The organism is Achromobacter sp. 1011791174, from assembly GCF_059760925.1.
The window spans coordinates 1-17,732 of sequence record NZ_JCBANH010000019.1 but is presented as its reverse complement, the minus strand read 5'-3'; the positions used below and the strand labels follow the sequence as shown (position 1 = coordinate 17,732).

At 68.2% G+C, this 17,732-nt stretch carries 10 protein-coding genes and 1 pseudogene; 6 read left to right on the top strand and 5 right to left on the bottom strand.

The features are described from left to right. Window positions 1-88: 88 nt before the first annotated feature. Window positions 89-1,507, top strand: a complete 1,419-nt coding sequence (locus AC6LJ5_RS09460; protein WP_498140329.1) for a diguanylate cyclase — start codon at window positions 89-91, stop codon at window positions 1,505-1,507. Window positions 1,508-1,693: 186 nt separating this feature from the next. On the opposite strand, the gene AC6LJ5_RS09455 is transcribed toward AC6LJ5_RS09460, so the two are convergent. Further along, window positions 1,694-2,608, bottom strand: a complete 915-nt coding sequence (locus AC6LJ5_RS09455; RefSeq protein WP_103273456.1) for a recombination-associated protein RdgC — start codon at window positions 2,606-2,608, stop codon at window positions 1,694-1,696. Between the two features lie 152 nt (window positions 2,609-2,760). Here AC6LJ5_RS09455 and AC6LJ5_RS09450 point away from each other — a divergent pair, with 152 nt between their 5' ends. Beyond that, a complete protein-coding gene (locus AC6LJ5_RS09450) occupies window positions 2,761-2,979 on the top strand; it encodes a hypothetical protein (RefSeq protein WP_103273457.1) in 219 nt (72 codons plus the stop codon). A gap of 469 nt (window positions 2,980-3,448) precedes the next feature. Here the strand turns inward: AC6LJ5_RS09450 and AC6LJ5_RS09445 are convergent. From AC6LJ5_RS09445 to AC6LJ5_RS09435, 3 genes and pseudogenes are all read right to left on the bottom strand, one after another. After that, window positions 3,449-5,075 (bottom strand): annotated as a pseudogene (locus AC6LJ5_RS09445) (MFS transporter). A gap of 335 nt (window positions 5,076-5,410) precedes the next feature. After that, window positions 5,411-6,787, bottom strand: a complete 1,377-nt coding sequence (locus tag AC6LJ5_RS09440) for a sensor histidine kinase (protein WP_392409651.1) — start codon at window positions 6,785-6,787, stop codon at window positions 5,411-5,413. A gap of 118 nt (window positions 6,788-6,905) precedes the next feature. Beyond that, entirely contained in the window at window positions 6,906-7,595 is a 690-nt protein-coding gene (locus AC6LJ5_RS09435) for a response regulator (RefSeq protein ID WP_103273459.1), read from the bottom strand. 272 nt (window positions 7,596-7,867) lie between these two features. Between AC6LJ5_RS09435 and recA the strand changes: the two genes are divergently transcribed. Together recA and recX are read left to right on the top strand one after the other, a co-directional pair. Beyond that, entirely contained in the window at window positions 7,868-8,932 is a 1,065-nt protein-coding gene (gene recA, locus AC6LJ5_RS09430) for a recombinase RecA (protein ID WP_103273460.1), read from the top strand. 119 nt (window positions 8,933-9,051) lie between these two features. Continuing rightward, window positions 9,052-9,807 (top strand): recombination regulator RecX, encoded by a 756-nt coding sequence (gene recX, locus AC6LJ5_RS09425; protein ID WP_103273461.1) that lies wholly within the window; start codon window positions 9,052-9,054, stop codon window positions 9,805-9,807. A gap of 166 nt (window positions 9,808-9,973) precedes the next feature. Here the strand turns inward: recX and AC6LJ5_RS09420 are convergent, their stop codons facing one another. Continuing rightward, entirely contained in the window at window positions 9,974-10,891 is a 918-nt protein-coding gene (locus tag AC6LJ5_RS09420) for a LysR family transcriptional regulator (RefSeq protein ID WP_103273462.1), read from the bottom strand. Between the two features lie 218 nt (window positions 10,892-11,109). Here AC6LJ5_RS09420 and metE point away from each other — a divergent pair, with 218 nt between their 5' ends. Beyond that, window positions 11,110-13,407: a 5-methyltetrahydropteroyltriglutamate--homocysteine S-methyltransferase gene (gene metE, locus AC6LJ5_RS09415; RefSeq protein WP_498140328.1), complete on the top strand. Its 2,298-nt coding sequence runs from the start codon at window positions 11,110-11,112 to the stop codon at window positions 13,405-13,407. A gap of 255 nt (window positions 13,408-13,662) precedes the next feature. Beyond that, on the top strand, window positions 13,663-17,643 hold the full coding sequence (locus AC6LJ5_RS09410; RefSeq protein ID WP_498140327.1) for a Pls/PosA family non-ribosomal peptide synthetase: 3,981 nt from the start codon (window positions 13,663-13,665) through the stop codon (window positions 17,641-17,643). Window positions 17,644-17,732: the final 89 nt, after the last annotated feature.

Sequence of the window (17,732 nt, the reverse complement as noted above, 5' to 3'; positions counted from 1 at the left end):
CGGGATGTCCCCGCGGCGAGTTTGTGTCGCGCGCCGCTGCCGGGCGCGCTTCGGGGCTAGCGGCCCTGATCCGGTCGGATGGTCCCCTATGTCTTCGAGCAGCAGCGCAATCCCCGTCACTCCCGCCGTTGCCGGCCAGGCCTGCTATCTGAGCGCATCGAATGCGCAGGCCTGGCAGGCGGTCTACCAGTCCGTGGACGCCTACACCCGGGGGCAGGTCGCCGCCGTGGTGTCCGACAGCGCCACCGCGCTGGTCGACGCCTTCTATTCCACGCTGTTGTCCGATGCCGAGGCGGGGCCGCGCCTGTCGCACGAGATCGTCTCGACCCGCCTGAGCAGCGCCATGAAGGGCTGGCTCAAGGGCCTGCTCTGCGTGCGCGACCAGGGCGATATCGCGGCGCTGATGGCGACGCAGAAAAAGGTCGGCGAGGTCCACGCGCGCGTGCACATCCCCATTCATCTGGTGATGGCCGGCGCGCGCATCCTGAAGAACGAGATCGCGCTGCGCCTGCGCGCCAGCGACCTGGACGGCATGGCCGCGTCGGTGGCCACGCAGTACGTCTGCAATCTGTTCGACCTGGCGATCGAGCAGATGAGCCGCGCCTTCATGCGCGACGTCAACCGCGGCGCGCGCAACGACGAGGCCTACCGGCTGTTCGCGCTGGGGCAGAACATCTCCACCGAGCGCGAGCGGCAGCGCGCCGCGCTGCTCGAATGGAGCCAGGCCGTGCTGATCGGCCTGCACTACCGCGCGCCGGAGCAGGTGCTGCCGCGCCTGGCGGCCTCGGAGTTCGGCCTGTGGCTGCACCACAAGGGCGGCGTGCTGTTCGAAAGCGCGCCCGCGCTGCGACAGATCATGGAAGCGGTGGCGCGGCTGGATGATGTGGTGCTGCCCGGACTGATGCGCGGCGCCGAGGGACAGGGCGCCATGCCGGACCTGGTGCGCGAGCTGCAGGAACTGGTGGCGCGCATCAAGCACCTGCTCAACGGTCTGTTCGACATGGTGGCGGAAATCGAGAGCGGCAGCGATCCGCTCACCAACGTGTTGAACCGGCGCTTCCTGCCCTCGGTCATCGGCCGCGAGATCGCCATCGCCACGCGTCAGCATTCCGCGTTTTCCGTGCTGCTGCTGGACATCGACCACTTCAAGTCCATCAACGATCAGTATGGGCACAGCGGCGGCGATCAGGTGCTGCGCCAGTTCGCCGAGGTCGTGCACCAGGCCTGTCGTTCCAGCGACTTCGTGTTCCGCTACGGCGGCGAGGAATTCCTGGTGGTGCTGGTGGACACGGGGCTGGAGGCCGCGATGCTGGTCGCGCAAAAGCTGGGCGCGGAAATCCGCCGCCACGCCTTCTCGGTGTCGGAGGCCGCCAATCTGAAGATCACGGCCAGCATCGGCGTGGCCTCGTTCGACGGCCATCCCGACTACGCCTACCTGATCGAGCGGGCCGACAAGGCGCTGTACCGCGCCAAGCAGGCCGGACGCGACCAGGCCGTCGCGGCCTGAGCGGCGGGGGCCGCCGCGCCCCCTGGGCCGCCGTGGGCCCAGACCTTGGCGGCCACGCTGTTCCGGCGCGCGCCGGATGTCGGATCGCACAATGCAGAACCCCCGGAAGGCTGGATCGGAATCCAGCTTCCCGGGGGTTTTGGCATTCAGGCTTCGGTCATCCCGGGCTGTCCCGGGATGCGGCGCTCAGACGCGCTTTTCGCCGCCCAGCGCCTCGACCAGCTCGGCCATCAGCTTGGCCAGCTCGCCCGTCATCAGCATCATGTCGGAATCGAACTTCTCGTCGTCGTTCGCGGCGATGGCTTCGTTGCCTTCCTTGAGCACGTCCAGCGGCGCGACGCGCTTGACGTCCAGGTTCTCGGTCAGCACGAAGGAGATGCGGTCGGCCCAGGTCATGGCCAGGCGCGTGCACTGCTTGCCGGACTGGATGTGGCGGCGCACGTCGTCGGCGTCGATGGAGTGCTTGACGTATCGGATCGCCGCGCCGCTTTCGCCGGACGAGCGCAGCTCGGTGTCCTGGTCGATGGTGAAGTTGGACGGCGCCTCGTCCTCGGCCAGCCAGCCGGTCATGGCCGAGGCGGGCGACTGGGCCACGTACAGGTTTTCCAGCGGGAACGGGTCGATGCACTTGGCCAGCAGCCCGATCACTTCATCGGCCTTGGCGGAAGCGGCCGCGTCGATCACCAGCCAGTGGTTCTGCGGGTCGATCCAGACGCGGGTGTCGCGGTACACGCTGAAGGCGCGCGGCAGCAGCTCGTCGGTGACGCGCTCCTTGATTTCCTTCATCTGCTTGCGGCCCGGCTTGTAGCCTTGCTGCTCTTCGATTTCCTGGGCGCGCGCCTTGGCGACCTGGTTGACCACGGTGCCGGGCAGCAGCTTCTTCTCGGCGCGCAGCGTCAGCAGGATCTGCCCGCCCACCACGTGCGCCAGCCCGCCGTTCTCGCGCGGCGGCACCCAGCCCAGGCTCTGCATTTCGAGGTTGTTGGCGCCGGCGCTGCCGCTGGCCTGATAGGCATGCCGCGCGAGCGTTTCTTCCAGCTGCTCGCCCACGAGCGTCCACGGCGAGGAAAGGCGGTAGATCTTAAGGTTCTTGAACCACATGTGCGTCGGCCAAAAGGGTTGATTCTATACGACCCGGCCCACCCGGATCGACCTTGCGCTGCGCGCGCGCGACGCGACACGATCTGTCACTGACAGCCCGGAGCGCATGCGGTAACGTCCGCCGCAACGCTCATCGACACAAGGAGAATGGCATGAAATTGTCGACAATCATTGGCGCAGTGCTGATCGTGCTGGGCGTGGCCGCGCTGGCGTACAAGGGCTTCAACTACAAGTCCGAAGAGACCGTGCTGCAGATCGGCTCGGTCAAGGCCACCGCGGAAACGGAGAAGTCCGTGGCCATTCCGTCCTGGGCGGGCATCGCCGCCATCGTGGTCGGCGTGCTGGCGGTCGGCGTGGGCATGCGCCGCTGACACGACGCCAAGGTATTTTCCGAAGGCCCGCGCTTGCGCGGGCCTGTTCGCGCGCGCAAAAAAAAAGCGGCCCGGCGCTATGCAGGCCGGGCCGGTACGGGAGCACGCAATGCCGCGTCATAAAAGGCTCGCGGGGAACGCGACATTGGTGTCAGAGCAGCAGCCCTGCAAATCGTCTGGCAGGGGGATCAATCGCCAGGTGATTTGGCGCAAGGCCGTAATCTGAGGCGCCAGTCTAAGGGCAGGGGTCTGACAGCGTCCTGAATCGAACAGGGCGCGCGCGGAACACAGAATTCCATGCGCGGCATGGCGAAGGGGCCCGTCCCGCGACGTGTCTGCCGGCGCGGGTCCGGCGCGCGCCGGCAGGCCTTGGCGGTTCGACGCGGACAGGGCAAAAAAAAAGCTCCCGAGGGAGCTTTGTGAAAGGCCGGGCAGGCGCAGCAGTCCCGCCCGGCGGGGGATGGATGGTTTACTCGTTGATGTCGTTGTCCTTGGTCTCGCGCACGAACAGCGTGCCGATGACCAGCGTCATCACGGCGATGATGATCGGGTACCACAAGCCATCGTAGATGTTGCCGGTGGCGGCGACCACGGCGAAGGCGACCGGGGGCAGGAAGCCGCCGAACCAGCCGTTGCCGATGTGGTACGGCAGGCTCATCGAGGTGTAGCGGATGCGGGTCGGGAACATTTCCACCAGCATGGCCGCGATCGGGCCGTACACCATGGTCACGTAGATCACCAGGATGGTCAGCAGCAGCACGACCATGACGTTGTTGCTCTGGGCCGGATCCGCCTTGGCGGGATAGCCGTGCGTGCGGATCGCGGTGGTCAGGGCCTTGTCCAGCTCGGCGGCCTTGGCCTTGAACTCGGCCGGCGCCAGCGTCTTGCCGTCGAACGAGGCGAACTCGTCGTTGCCGATCTTGACCTTGGCGACCGAACCGGCGGGCGCCGCTTCGTTCTTGTAGTTCACCGAGTTGCGGGCCATGAAGGACTTGACCACGTCGCAGGAGCTGGTGAACGAGGCCGTGCCCACGGGGTTGAACTGGAACGAGCAGGTCGCCGGATCCGCGATCACCGTCACCGGGGCCGAGGCCTGGGCCTTTTCCAGCGCCGGGTTGGCGAAGTGGGTCAGACCCTGGAAGATCGGGAAGTAGGTCAGCGCGGCGATCAGGCAGCCCGCCATGATGATGGGCTTGCGGCCGATCTTGTCCGACAGCGCGCCGAACACGACGAAGAACGGGGTGCCGATCAGCAGCGCCACGGCGATCATGATGTTGGCGGTGTTGGCGTCGACCTTCAGCGTCTGCGTCAGGAAGAACAGCGCGTAGAACTGGCCCGTGTACCAGACCACGGCCTGGCCGGCGGTCAGGCCCAGCAGCGCCAGCAGCACGACCTTCAGGTTCTTCCACTGGCCGAACGATTCGGCGATCGGCGCCTTCGAGCCCTTGCCTTCTTCCTTCATGCGCTGGAAGGTCGGCGATTCATTGAGCTGCATCCGGATCCACACCGAGATGCCCAGCAGCACCACCGAGATCAGGAACGGAATGCGCCAGCCCCAGGCCTTGAAGTCGTCTTCGCCCATGAACGTGCGGATGCCCAGGATCACCAGCAGCGACAGGAACAGGCCCAGCGTGGCGGTGGTCTGGATCCACGACGTGTAGAAGCCGCGGCGGCCATGCGGCGCGTGTTCGGCCACGTAGGTGGCCGCGCCCGCCGTATTCGCCGCCCAGCGCCAGGCCTTGCAGCAGGCGCAGCACGATCAGGATCGCGGGAGCGGCCAGGCCGATGCTGGCGTAGCTGGGCAGCACGCCCACCAGGAAGGTGGACAGGCCCATGATCACGATGGTGACCAGGAACGTGTACTTACGGCCGACCAGGTCGCCCAGGCGGCCGAACACCAGCGCCCCGAACGGACGCACGGCGAAGCCCGCCGCGAACGCCAGCAGGGCGAAGATGAAGCCCGCGGTGGGGTTCACGCCGGAGAAGAAGTGTTGCGCGATGATGGCCGCGAGCGAGCCATACAGATAGAAGTCATACCATTCGAAAACCGTGCCCAGCGAGGACGCGAAGATGACGCGGCGTTCATCCTTGGTCATCGGGCGCGGATCCGCGGAGGGACCGCGGCCTGCCACAGTGGTTGTGCTCATGATGTCTCCTCGTTTTTGTCGCCGGCGGTTTCTCCGCCGTGCCTGACCCTCCGCCGGCGAGGCCGACATCGAGCTATACGCAAGGTAGGGAACGAGACTGACTCGGTTCTGACGTAACCCTTACCTGAGGCTTAAATTTGCAACAAAAAGAAACCGCCTCATAGGGAGGCTAGGGATAGCACTTAGGAACCAAAAGCGTGGGCGTCGCGCTGTTTTGGGCTTTCGGCAAGCCGCCGCGGCCATTGGAAGGGATGCATGCGCGGGCATATCCGCGCAGCGACGCGCTAGGCGTCGGCGGACGGGTCCGGTTCCGCGTACAGCGGGAAGGCGACGCGGATGCGGGTGCCCGGCAGGTCGGAATAGGGGCTGGGATGGTCGCTGATGACGACCGTGGCCTGGTGGGTCTGCGCGATCTCGCGCACGATCGCCAGGCCCAGGCCGCTGCCGTCGGACAGCGTGCCCAGCACGCGGTAGAAGCGGTCGAAGACCCGCTCGCGTTCTTCCGGCGCGATGCCGGGGCCCGAGTCCTCGACCTCAAGCACGCCTTGCTCGCCCAGGCTCTGCACCCGCACCGTGATATGGCCGCCGCGCGGCGTGTAGCGCAGCGCGTTGTCCACCAGGTTGTTCAGCAGCTCGGCCAGCAGCAGCGGGTTGCCGTTGATCTCGACCGGCGTCTCGGCGCCCTCGAAGCCCAGGTCGGTGCTGAGCGACAGCGCGTGCGGCACCCAGTGCATGGCCTGCTCGTAGGCGATGGCGTTCAGGTCGGTGCGGGCCAGGCCGATGGCGGCGGGGTTCTCGGCGCGCGCCAGCAGCAGCAGCTGGTTCACCAGGCGGGTGGCGCGCTCCGATCCGGTGACCAGCTGGCGCAGGCTGGATTGCATTTCCTCGGGACTGGCGTCGCGCAGCGCCAGCTCGGCCTGCGTGCGCAGCCCGGCCAGCGGCGTCTTCAGCTGGTGCGCGGCGTCTGCCACGAAGCGGCGCTGCGCCTGCACGTTGGACGACAGCCGGTCCAGCAGGTCGTTCATGGCCGCCAGCAGCGGCGCGATCTCGGACGGCGCGGCGCGCTCGTCGATCGGCGACAGGTCGTCGGGCCGGCGCGCGCGCAGCCGCTGTTGCAGCGCGTTCAGCGGCGCCACGCCGCGCGACAGCCCGAACCACACCAGCAGCACCGCCACGGGCAGCACCACGAACTGCGGGATGATCACGCCCTTGATGATGTCGTTGGCGAGCTGGGTGCGCTTTTCCACCGTTTCGGCCACGATCAGCAGCGCCGGCTGCGTGCCGGGCAGGTTCAGGTCGACCCAGGTGTAGGCCATGCGCACGCCGAAGCCGCGCAGCGTGTCGTCCTCGTACAGCACCTGGCCGGGGCTGGGCTGGCCCACGCTGGCCGGCAGCGGCAGGGCGCGGTCGCCCCCCAGGTACTCGCCGCGGCTGCCCAGCGCCAGCCAGAACACGCTGTCGGTCTCGTCGGCGCGCAGCACCTCGCGCGCGGCGTCGGTCATCTTCAGCGTCGCGCGGCCGTCCTGCGCGTGGACCTGGCGCGTCAGCACGTGCAGATTGTTGGCCAGCGCGCGGTCGTAAGGCACGTTGGCGATGTTCTGGGCGACCACATAGGTGATGGCCACGCTCATGGGCCACAGCAGGAACAGCGGCGCCAGCATCCAGTCCAGGATCTCGCCCAGCAGCGACCGTTGCGGCGGCGCGAAGCTGGGGCCCTTGGCCCCCGCCCGCATGACATCCAGTGCTTCTTGATTGAGCTTTTCGGGATGCTGCGGGGAATCAGCTGGCGAGGTAGGCCGCACCCTGGTCCCGTTCAAGGCAATAGCCCAGGCCGCGCACGGTCACGATCTTCACGCCGCTGGGCTCGAGTTTCTTGCGCAGGCGGTGCACATAGACCTCGATCGCGTTGGTGCTGACTTCCTCGCCCCATTCGCACAGGTGATCGACCAGCTGGGTCTTGCTGACCATGCGGCCGCTGCGCGTGAGCAGGATTTCCAGCAGGCTGACCTCGCGCGCGGACAGGTCCAGCGTCTGCTCGTCGACCATCGCCACGCGGCCGGTCTGGTCGAACACCAGGCGGCCATGCTTGAGCAGCGTGGCGCCGCCGCCGGCGCCCCGGCGGGTCAGCGCGCGAACGCGCGCCTCCAGCTCGGACAGCGCGAAGGGCTTGGCCATGTAGTCGTCGGCGCCCAGGTCCAGGCCTTTGACGCGCTGCTCGATGCTGTCGGCGGCGGTCAGGATCAGGACGGGCAGGGAGGAATTGCGCGCGCGCAGGCGCCGCAGCACTTCCAGGCCCGCCAGATGGGGCAGGCCGAGGTCCAGGATGAGCAGATCGAAGGCCTGGGCGGCCAGCGCGGAATCGGCCGCGAGGCCGTCGCGCACCGCGTCGACCGCGTAGCCATTGTGCCGGAGCGAGCGGGACAAGCCGTCTGCCAGGATACTGTCGTCTTCGGCGATCAGGATACGCATGGGCTGCTGCTAGTGTTGTACGTCCCCCGCGCGATGCCGGTTGCTGCCCTGTCGCCCGCGCGGATTTTTTCTTCTGTCGCGGGCGGTCCGGCGGCGCAATGGGGACGAATCACCGGGGGCGTCTGGAATTCTGTCACAGGGCGCGGCGCTTGCCACTCAGGGTATACGTGGAAAACTCTGGCACACTGTTTTTTTGTACAGTACAATCCGATGCCATAATCTCGACCGCAACCCGACCCGCAACCCGATACGTTACACAGACAGGACTTCACATGGACGACAAAACCACCAAGGCCGCTGCCGCGGAAAAGGCCAAGGCGCTCGCCGCCGCGCTCTCGCAGATCGAAAAGCAGTTCGGCAAGGGCTCGATCATGCGCTACGGCGACAACGAAGTCTCCCACGACATCCAGGTGGTTTCCACGGGTTCGCTGGGTCTGGACATCGCGCTGGGCGTCGGTGGCCTGCCGCGCGGCCGCGTGGTCGAGATCTACGGTCCGGAATCGTCGGGCAAGACCACGCTGACGCTGCAGGTGGTCGCTGAAATGCAGAAGCTGGGCGGCACCTGCGCCTTCGTCGACGCCGAACACGCGCTGGACGTGCAGTATGCGTCCAAGCTGGGTGTGAACCTGGCCGACCTGCTGATCTCGCAGCCGGACACGGGCGAGCAGGCGCTGGAAATCACCGACGCGCTGGTGCGCTCGGGTTCGGTCGACCTGATCGTCGTCGACTCCGTCGCCGCGCTGGTGCCGAAGGCCGAAATCGAAGGCGAAATGGGCGATTCGCTGCCCGGTCTGCAGGCCCGCCTGATGAGCCAGGCGCTGCGCAAGCTGACCGCCACCATCAAGAAGACCAACTGCATGGTCATCTTCATCAACCAGATCCGCATGAAGATCGGCGTGATGTTCGGCAACCCCGAAACCACCACCGGCGGCAACGCGCTCAAGTTCTACGCCTCGGTGCGCCTGGACATCCGCCGCATCGGCTCCATCAAGAAGGGCGATGAGGTCGTCGGCAACGAAACCCGCGTCAAGGTCGTCAAGAACAAGGTCGCGCCGCCGTTCAAGCAGGCCGAGTTCGACATCATGTACGGCGCCGGCATCTCGCGCGAAGGCGAAATCATCGATCTGGGCGTGGCCGCCAACGTGGTGGACAAGTCCGGCGCCTGGTACAGCTACAACGGCAACCGCATCGGCCAGGGCAAGGACAATGTCCGCGAATACCTGAAAGAGCACCGCGAGCTGGCGATCGAGATCGAAAACCGCGTGCGCGAGAACCAGGGCGTGGTCAGCCGCGCCGCCGAGTTCGTGCCCACGGCCGAAGACGCCAGCGAAGACTGAGCGTCCTCGTTGCGCCCGGGCTCGCGCGAGCGGGCGCCGGGCGTGTACGGCAGTCGGGCGACGGCAGGTTCCTGGTTCGGGAACCTGCCGTTGTCGTTTTCCTGTCTACACTTCATGCCATGAGCTGGAAACCTTCCGCCAAATCCTCCGAGCATCTGCGCGCCAAGCTGGATGACGAGTTCGAGACCGTGGCCAAGCCGCAAGGCCTGCGCCGCAGCTCCGACGCGCGCCGCGCCGCCGAGCCCGCCGCCGCGCCGGACGAATGGCAGCGCACGTCCGAGCAGCGCGTCCGCGCCGGCGCGCGCCAGACCCGGGCGGATCGCGAGGGCGCCCGCGACGATGTGCGGGACGACGATGGAGCGGACAGCGATCGGACGGGCCGCGACAGGAAGGAGGGCGGTGCGCAGGCCGATGGCGGCAAGCCCGAGCGCAAGGGGCCGTCGCTGAAGATGCGCGCCGTGGGCTATCTGTCGCGCCGCGAGCATGCGCGCGCCGAATTGGCCCGCAAGCTGGCGCCTCATGCCGAAGATCCGGCCGAGATCGAGGCGGTGCTGGACGCGCTGGAAAAGGAAGGCTGGCTGTCCACCGAGCGTTTCGCGCAGAGCCTCGTGCATCGGCGCGCGTCGCGCCAGGGGGCGGCGCGCATCGTGCAGGAGCTGCGCCAGCATGGCGTGGACGACGGCCAGGTGGCCGAATTGCGCGATCAGCTTCGGTCCACCGAGCACGAGCGCGCGCTGGAGGTCTGGCGCAAGCGCTTCGGCGAAAAGCCGGCCGACCGCGCGGCCTATGCCAAGCAGGCGCGCTTCCTGGCCAGCCGCGGCTTCGCGCAGGATGTCATCCGCCGCATATTGGGCGGCGCGGGCGACGAAGAGTAGACCTGGCCGGCGAGTCGGGCCAGGACCGCAAACGCCAGGCCCCAAACGCCAGGTCTCAAGCGCCAGGTCCCAAGCGCCAAGTTTCCGGCCACAGGCGCCAGGCGTATTGCGCGCAACCATTGCGACCCTGACGGCCCGCTCGCGCGGGCCATCGCCGCCTCCGCGCCTATTTCGCCGACTTGATCCCGCTCAGCGTCTTGAAGCAGACGTCGCGCGTGATGGTCAGGAATTCATCGATGTACGAGGCGTCTGTGTCCTCGCTGCGCACCGTGGCATAGAGCGTGCGCCATACCCCCTGCGGCCCCAGCCGGCACTGCCGCAGCCAGCCCTGGTTCATGTATTCCGTCAGCGCCCAGTTCGGCAGCGCCGCCACGCCGCGGTTGCTGGCGACCAGCTGCGCGATGATGGGGGTGAGTTCGGCCTTGCGTATCGCGGCCGGCTCCACGTCGGCCGGGTCCAGGAACGCGGTGAAGACGTCCAGGCGCTGCTTGTCCACCGGGTAGGTGATCAGCGTCTGGTCCGCCAGCTGGTCCGGCATGACGAACTTGCTGCCGGCCAGGGGATTGGATTCCGATACCGCCAGCACCAGTTCGTACTTGAACAGGGGCAGGTAGTCGACCGCGTCCAGCGGCTGCGGATCGGAGGTGATGACCAGGTCCAGGTCGCCGCGCACCAGCGCGGGCAGTGGCGCGAAGGAGAACGCCGCCGACAGGTCCAGCGCCACGTCCGGCCATTGCGCGCGGAAGGCGTCCAGCGCCGGCATCAGCCACTGGAAGCAGGAGTGGCAATCGATGGCCAGGTGCAGCCGACCGCTGCGGCCCGCCGCCAGGCGCTGCAATTCCCGTTCAGTGGCGCGCATGCGCGGCAGCACTTCGTCGGCCAGCGCCAGCACGCGCAAACCGGCGGTGGTCAGGCGGGCAGGGCGGGTGCGGCGGTTCAGCAGCGGCGTGCCCAGCCGGGTTTCCAGGTCGCGCAGCTGGTGCGACAGGGCGGATTGGGTCAGGTGCAGCCGTTCGGCGGCTTCCTGCAGGCTGCCGCCATCGCGGATGGCGGTCAGGGTTTCCAGGTGACGAATTTCCAGCATGGGGGGCGTTCAGACCAAAAAAGGGCGCGGAAAGAATGCGCGGGAGACGGGCGGACGGGCGGACGGGCGCCGGAACCGGCTATCCCACGGAAGGCTCATGTGCTTATATTTTATGAGATTCTCTCATATTATGAATGTAGACATTGATTTTGACTCAAATTGATTGTGCGCCAGAATAGCCGTCACTTGAACAAATTTTGTCTTCGGGCCTTATCGACATGACGACTATTCATAATCTGGGGTTCCCCCGCATTGGCGCCCATCGTGAACTGAAGCGCGCGGTCGAGGCCTACTGGGCCGGCAAGCAGACCGCCGAAGCACTGGAACAGACCGGCCGCGAGTTGCGCGCCCGCCACTGGCAGCTGCAGGCCGCCAACGGCCTGGCCTTCGTGCCGGTCGGCGATTTCGCCTGGTATGACCAGATCCTGGAATGGACCACGCTGCTGGGCGCCGTGCCCGCGCGCTTCGGCCAGAAGGACAACGAATCCGTGTCGCTGGACACGCTGTTCCGCATGGGCCGCGGCCGCGCGCCCAGCGGCAAGCCCGCCGCCGCCTGCGAAATGACCAAGTGGTTCGACACCAACTACCACTACATCGTCCCCGAGCTGACGCCGGGCCAGACCTTCCGCGTCGCCCGCGAATCGCTGTTCGAGCAGATCAAGGAAGCACAGGCGCTGGGCCTGGCCGTCAAGCCCGTGATCCCGGGTCCGCTGACCTGGCTGTACCTGGGCAAGGGCGATGCCTATGCCGACGGGGCCGCCGACGCCGCCAAGCTCAAGCTGCTGGAAAACCTGCTGCCGGTCTACCAGGCCGTGCTGGCCCGCTGCGCCCAGCAGGGCGTGCAATGGGCGCAGATCGACGAGCCCATCCTGGCGCTGGACCTGCCGCAAGCCTGGCGCGACGCGTTCAAGCAGGTTTACGCCGCGCTGTCGTCCAGCCCGCTGAAGCTGCTGGTCGCGACCTACTTCGACGGTCTGAAGGACAACCTGCCCACCGCGCTGGCCCTGCCTGTGGCCGGCCTGCACGTGGACCTGGTGCGCGCGCCGGAACAGCTGGCCGAGGTCGTTGCCGGCCTGCGCGCCGACCAGGTGCTGTCGGCGGGCGTGATCAACGGCCGCAACATCTGGCGCACCGACCTGGATGCCGCCGCCGCGATGCTGGCACCGATCAAAAAGCAGCTGGGCGAGCGCCTGTGGCTGGCGCCGTCGTGCTCGCTGCTGCATGTGCCTGTGGACCTGGACAATGAAACCGAACTCGATGCCGAGTTGAAGAGCTGGCTGTCCTTCGCCGCGCAGAAGCTGCAGGAACTGAACCTGCTGGGCCGCGCGCTGGACGGCGCCACCGATGCCGCCACCCAGGACGTGCTGGGCAGGCAGCGCGCCGCGCTGGCCGCGCGCCGTTCCTCGACCCGCATCCACAACCCGGCCGTGGCCGCCCGCATGGCCGCCGCCGGCGGCGTGTCGCGCGACCGCGCCCCCTTCGCCGGCCGCATCGCGCGCCAGCAGGAAGAGCTGGGCCTGCCCGCCTATCCCACCACCACCATCGGTTCCTTTCCGCAGACCGCCGAAATCCGCGCGCTGCGCCGCGACTGGAAATCCGGCGCGCTGACCGACTCGGCCTACGAGGCCGCGATCCGCAAGGAAATCGAGGAAGTCATCCGCTTCCAGGAAAAGGTCGGCCTGGACGTGCTGGTGCACGGCGAACCCGAGCGCAACGACATGGTGGAGTACTTCGGCGAGCTGCTGGCCGGCTTCGCCTTCACCAGGAATGGCTGGGTGCAGAGCTACGGCTCGCGCTGCGTCAAGCCGCCGGTCATCTTCGGCGACGTGGCCCGCCCCGCGCCGATGACGGTGGGCTGGTCGTCCTACGCCCAGTCGCTGACCGACAAGCCGGTCAAGGGCATGTTGACCGGACCGGTCACGATCCTGCAGTGGTCCTTCGTGCGCGACGACCAGCCGCGCGAACAGACCTGCCGCCAGCTGGCGCTGGCGCTGCGCGACGAAGTGGTGGACCTGGAAGCCGCCGGCATCAGCGTGATCCAGATCGACGAGCCCGCCATCCGCGAAGGCCTGCCGCTGCGCCGCGCCGACTGGCAGGCCTATCTGGACTGGGCCGTGGACTGCTTCCGCCTGTCGACCGCCGGTGTGCGCGACGAGACGCAGATCCACACGCATATGTGCTATTCGGAGTTCAACGACATCATCGAATCCATCGCCGCCATGGATGCCGACGTCATCACCATCGAGACCTCGCGTTCCAACATGGAACTGCTCAAGGCTTTCGAGGACTTCCGCTATCCGAACGACATCGGCCCGGGCGTATACGACATCCACTCGCCCAACGTGCCTGAAGTCGACTGGATGGTCGGCCTGATGCAGAAGGCGGCCGCGCGCCTGCCCAAGGAGCGGCTGTGGGTCAACCCTGACTGCGGCCTGAAGACCCGCGCCTGGCCCGAGACCGAGGCCGCGCTGATCGGCATGGTGCAGGCCGCCCGCGCACTGCGCGAAGCCGCCTGAACAAGCCGGCGGCCGGCGCGTCCGGCAACGCCCGTCCTCGGCTTGGCCCGCGCCTGCGATGCATGCGCGGGTTTTTGTTTTTCGGGGTATGCCCGCGTGAAATTGGCGTGAAGCCGCCGGCGCGCGGACGCCCGCGCGGCATGGGCACAACGCGCGCGACCTCTTTGCGATGTTTTTGTGCGCGGCCCTTGAACGAATTCCGCTGGTATGGGTCAATAAGCGAAAAATCCCCTTTGCCGGATTGTCGCCTTACCTATGATTCTCCATGGCTCTGACCGGCCGGATCTGCTGATCGCGGAAACGCTGCCGGATATTCTCGAAGCCACGATCCTGCGTCATCCCGACGCCGTCGCCATCCATTGGCAGGATCAGTCCATCACCTACGAAACGCTGGGCCGGCGCGCCGACCTGGCCGCGCACCACCTGATCGAGGCGGGCGTGCGGCCGGGCGATATCGTCGGCCTGTGCCTGCCGCGCGGGGACGAGCTGCTGCTGATGCAGGCCGCCATCGCCAAGGCCGGCGCGGCCTGGCTGCCGTTCGAATCCGATACCCCGCCCGAGCGCATGCAGGCCTGCCTGCAGGACGCCGGCGCGCAGTACATCGTCGCCGGCGGCGAGGTCCAGCTCGACGGCATCGCCACCTGTACGCCCTGGCAGCTGTCGCAGCCGGCGGCCGATTCGGCGCCGCTGCGCCGGCGTGCGGGGCTGCTGCCCGAGCATCCGGCCTACGTCATCTACACCTCCGGTTCCACTGGCAAGCCCAAGGGCGTGCCCATCACCCAGGCCAGCATCTGCCACTTCCTGCGCAGCGAGAACGAAGTGCTGGGCGTGCGCCACGGCGACAAGGTCTACCAGGGCTTTTCGGTGGCCTTCGACATGTCGTTCGAGGAAATCTGGATCAGCTACCTGGTCGGCGCCTCGCTCTGGGTCGCGCCCAAGATGCTGACCACCGACCCCGAGGGACTGCCCGAGGCGCTGGCGCGCGAGGGCGTGACGGTGCTGCACGCCGTGCCCACGCTGCTGGCCCTGTTCAGCCGCGACGTGCCCAGCCTGCGCATCATCAACCTGGGCGGCGAGATGTGCCCGGAGTTCCTGGCGGCGCGCTGGGCCGCGCCGGGCCGGCGCATGTACAACACCTACGGCCCCACCGAGACCACGGTGTCGGCCAGCCTGGCCGAGCTGTTGCCCGGTCAGCCCGTCACCATCGGCACGCCGCTGCCCAACTACGGCATGCTGATACGCGGCGAGGACGGCGCAGTGCTGCCGCAAGGGCAGGTGGGCGAGCTGTGCATCACCGGGCCGGGCGTGGCGGGCGGCTACCTGGGGCGGCCCGAGCTGACGGCCGAGAAGTTCCTGGCCAATCCGCGTCCGCGCGGCGAGCACGATACGCGCATGTACCGCAGCGGCGACCTGGCGCGCATCGACGAGCAGGGCCAGATCCAGTGCCTGGGCCGCAGCGACGACCAGGTGAAGGTGCGCGGCTTTCGCGTCGAGCTGGGCGAGATCGAGGCGGCGCTCTATCGCCAGCCGGGCGTGGGCGCGGCCGCCGTCGTGCTGCGCGATCTGGCCGGCATCGAACAGCTGGTGGCCTTCCTGGCGCCCGAGGGCGAGGCGCGGCCCGATCCGCATGCCCTGCGCGCGGGCCTGGCGCAGGAACTGCCGGCTTATATGATCCCGGCGCGTTTCGAACTGGTGGCCGAGGTGCCGCGCCTGACGTCCGGCAAGATCGACCGCAAGGCGCTCAAGGCGCGCGAGCTGGCCACGGCGGCCGAACCCAGCGGCGAGGACGACCTGCCCGCCACCGCCGGCGAGCAGGCGCTGTTCGAGGCGCTGCGTCCGCTGTTCCCCGGCCAGCCGCTGCGCCTGGCGAGCGATTTCTTCCGTGACCTGGGCGGCCATTCGCTGCTGGCCGCGCGGCTGGTGTCCTCGCTGCGCAAGCATCCGCATTTTTCCGCGCTGACCATGCACGAGCTGTACCAGCATTCCACGCTGGCGGCGCTGGCGGGGCGGCTGGACGCGCTGGCGGCCGAGGCGGCAGTGGCCGGCGCCGGCGCGGCGCGCGAGGCGGTGCCCGAACGCGCGCCCGAGTGGCGGCGCTGGGCTTGCGGCCTGGCGCAGCTGGCGGCGCTGCCCATCCTGATCGGCGTGCGCATGCTGATCTGGCTGACGCCGTTCTTCACCTATCACTACTTCACCGGCGACGAGGGCGATTCGGTCTGGCTCGCGGTGACGCTGTCGATCAGCAGCTACCTGGCCTGCAACCTGCTCAGCTTCGGCGTGGCCGTGGCTGGCAAGTGGGGCATCCTGGGCCGGCTCAAGGCCGGCCGCTATCCGCTGTATGGCTGGATGTTCTATCGCTGGTGGCTGGTCGACCGCATCATGGACATTCCGCCGGCGCACCTGCTGGCCGGCTCGCCGCTGCAGGCCTGGTACCTGCGCGCGCTGGGCGCGCGGATCGGGCAGGACACCGCCATCAGCCGCATCTCGGTGCGGGCTCCGGACCTGCTGTCCGTGGGCGACGGCGCCAGCATCGGCGCGGCGGTGAACCTTGAGAACTTCGAGGTGCGCGGCGGCGTCTGGGAGGTGTCGCCGATCCGCGTCGGCGCCAATGCATACATCGGTTCCTACGCGGTGCTGCAAGGCGATGTCGAGATGGGCGACGAGGCGCGCCTGGACGGCCTGTCGTCGCTGGCGCGCGGCGCGCGCATTCCCGCCGGGCAGATCTGGAGCGGCGCGCCCGCGCGCCACGATCCACAGGCGCGCGCTCCCGAGCTGCCGCCCAGGCCCGAGCGCCACGGCCGCTGGCGGCGCCTGGACATGCTGGCCTATGCGCTGGGCGGCGCGGCCATCGCCGGCCTGTTCTTCATGCCGGTGTTCCCCAGCTTCGTGCTGATCGACTGGATCGACGCGCGCTGGCTGGACCTGATGGGCGCGCGCGCGTCCTGGCCCTATGCCTTCCTCTGCTACCTGTTGCTGGCGCTGCCGGCCAGCGCGCTGCTGCTGATGCTGACCATCCTGGTCTCGGCCCTGCTGCGCTGGGCGCTGCTGCCGCGCCTGAGCGGCGGACGCTGGCCGGTCTATGGCCAGATCTATCTGCGGCGCTGGCTGACCAACCAGATCCAGGAATCCAGCCTGAGCGTGCTGCACGGGCTGTACGCCTCGATCTACGCCGGCACCTGGTACCGCCTGCTGGGCGCCAAGGTCGGCCCTGGCACCGAGATCTCGACGGCCATGGGCATCGTGCCGGACATGCTGACGCTGGGCCGCGACAGCTTCATCGCCGACGGCGTGATGCTGGGCGACGAGGAAGTCGACCGGGGCTGGATGACCATGCGCCCGACGGTGATCGGCAACCGCAGCTTCGTCGGCAACGGCGCCTACGTGCCGGACGGTTCCGAGCTGCCCGACGACGTGCTGATCGGCGTGCAGAGCCGCGCCCCGGCCAATGCCCGCATGGCCAGCGGCCAGACCTGGCTGGGCAATCCGCCGCTGGCCCTGCCTGCGCGCGAGCAGACCGCCGGCTTTCCCGAGCACCTGACCTTCCGCCCCAGCCTGGGCCGCAAGCTGGCGCGCGGCGCGGTCGAGGGCATGCGCATGATCCTGCCGCTGGCGGTGGTCATCGCCGTGGGCTATCTGACGGTGATGAAAGTGATCCCGATGGCGGTCAAGCACGGCTTCGTCGCCGCTTTCGACGAGCTGATGCTGGCTGGCGTGCTGTACGGCATCGGCGCCTTCCTGTTCCTGGTGCTGCTCAAATGGACGCTGATCGGCCGCTACCGGCCGCGCGCCGAGCCGATGTGGACGCCCTTCGTCTGGAAGAGCGAGGCCGTGACCAGCCTGTACGAGTCCATCGCGGTGCCGAACTTCTTCAATTTCCTGCGCGCCACGCCCTGGCTGCCGCTGGCGCTGCGCTGCATGGGCGCGCGCATCGGCAAGCGCGTCTTCATGGACACCACCGACGTCACCGAGTACGACTGCGTGGCCATCGGCGACGACGCCGTGCTGCACGCCTGGTCCGGCCCGCAGACCCATCTGTTCGAGGATCGGGTCATGAAGATCGGCCAGGTCCGGATCGGGGCCGGGGTCAGCGTCGGGCCCCGCACCACCATTCTTTACGATACGCGGGTGGAGCAGGGCGCCGTGCTGGGGCCGCTGACGCTGGTACTCAAGGGCGAGACCATCCCGGCCGGCCAGGCCTGGATGGGCAGTCCGGCCACCCCGTGGACGGGGCGCTGAGGCCGGCAGAGCCGCCCGCAACCTGTCCCCGATCCTGGCGGCGGGGCCTTTGCGGCCCCGTTTCCCCCTGCCGTCAGTGGGGGCGGGGG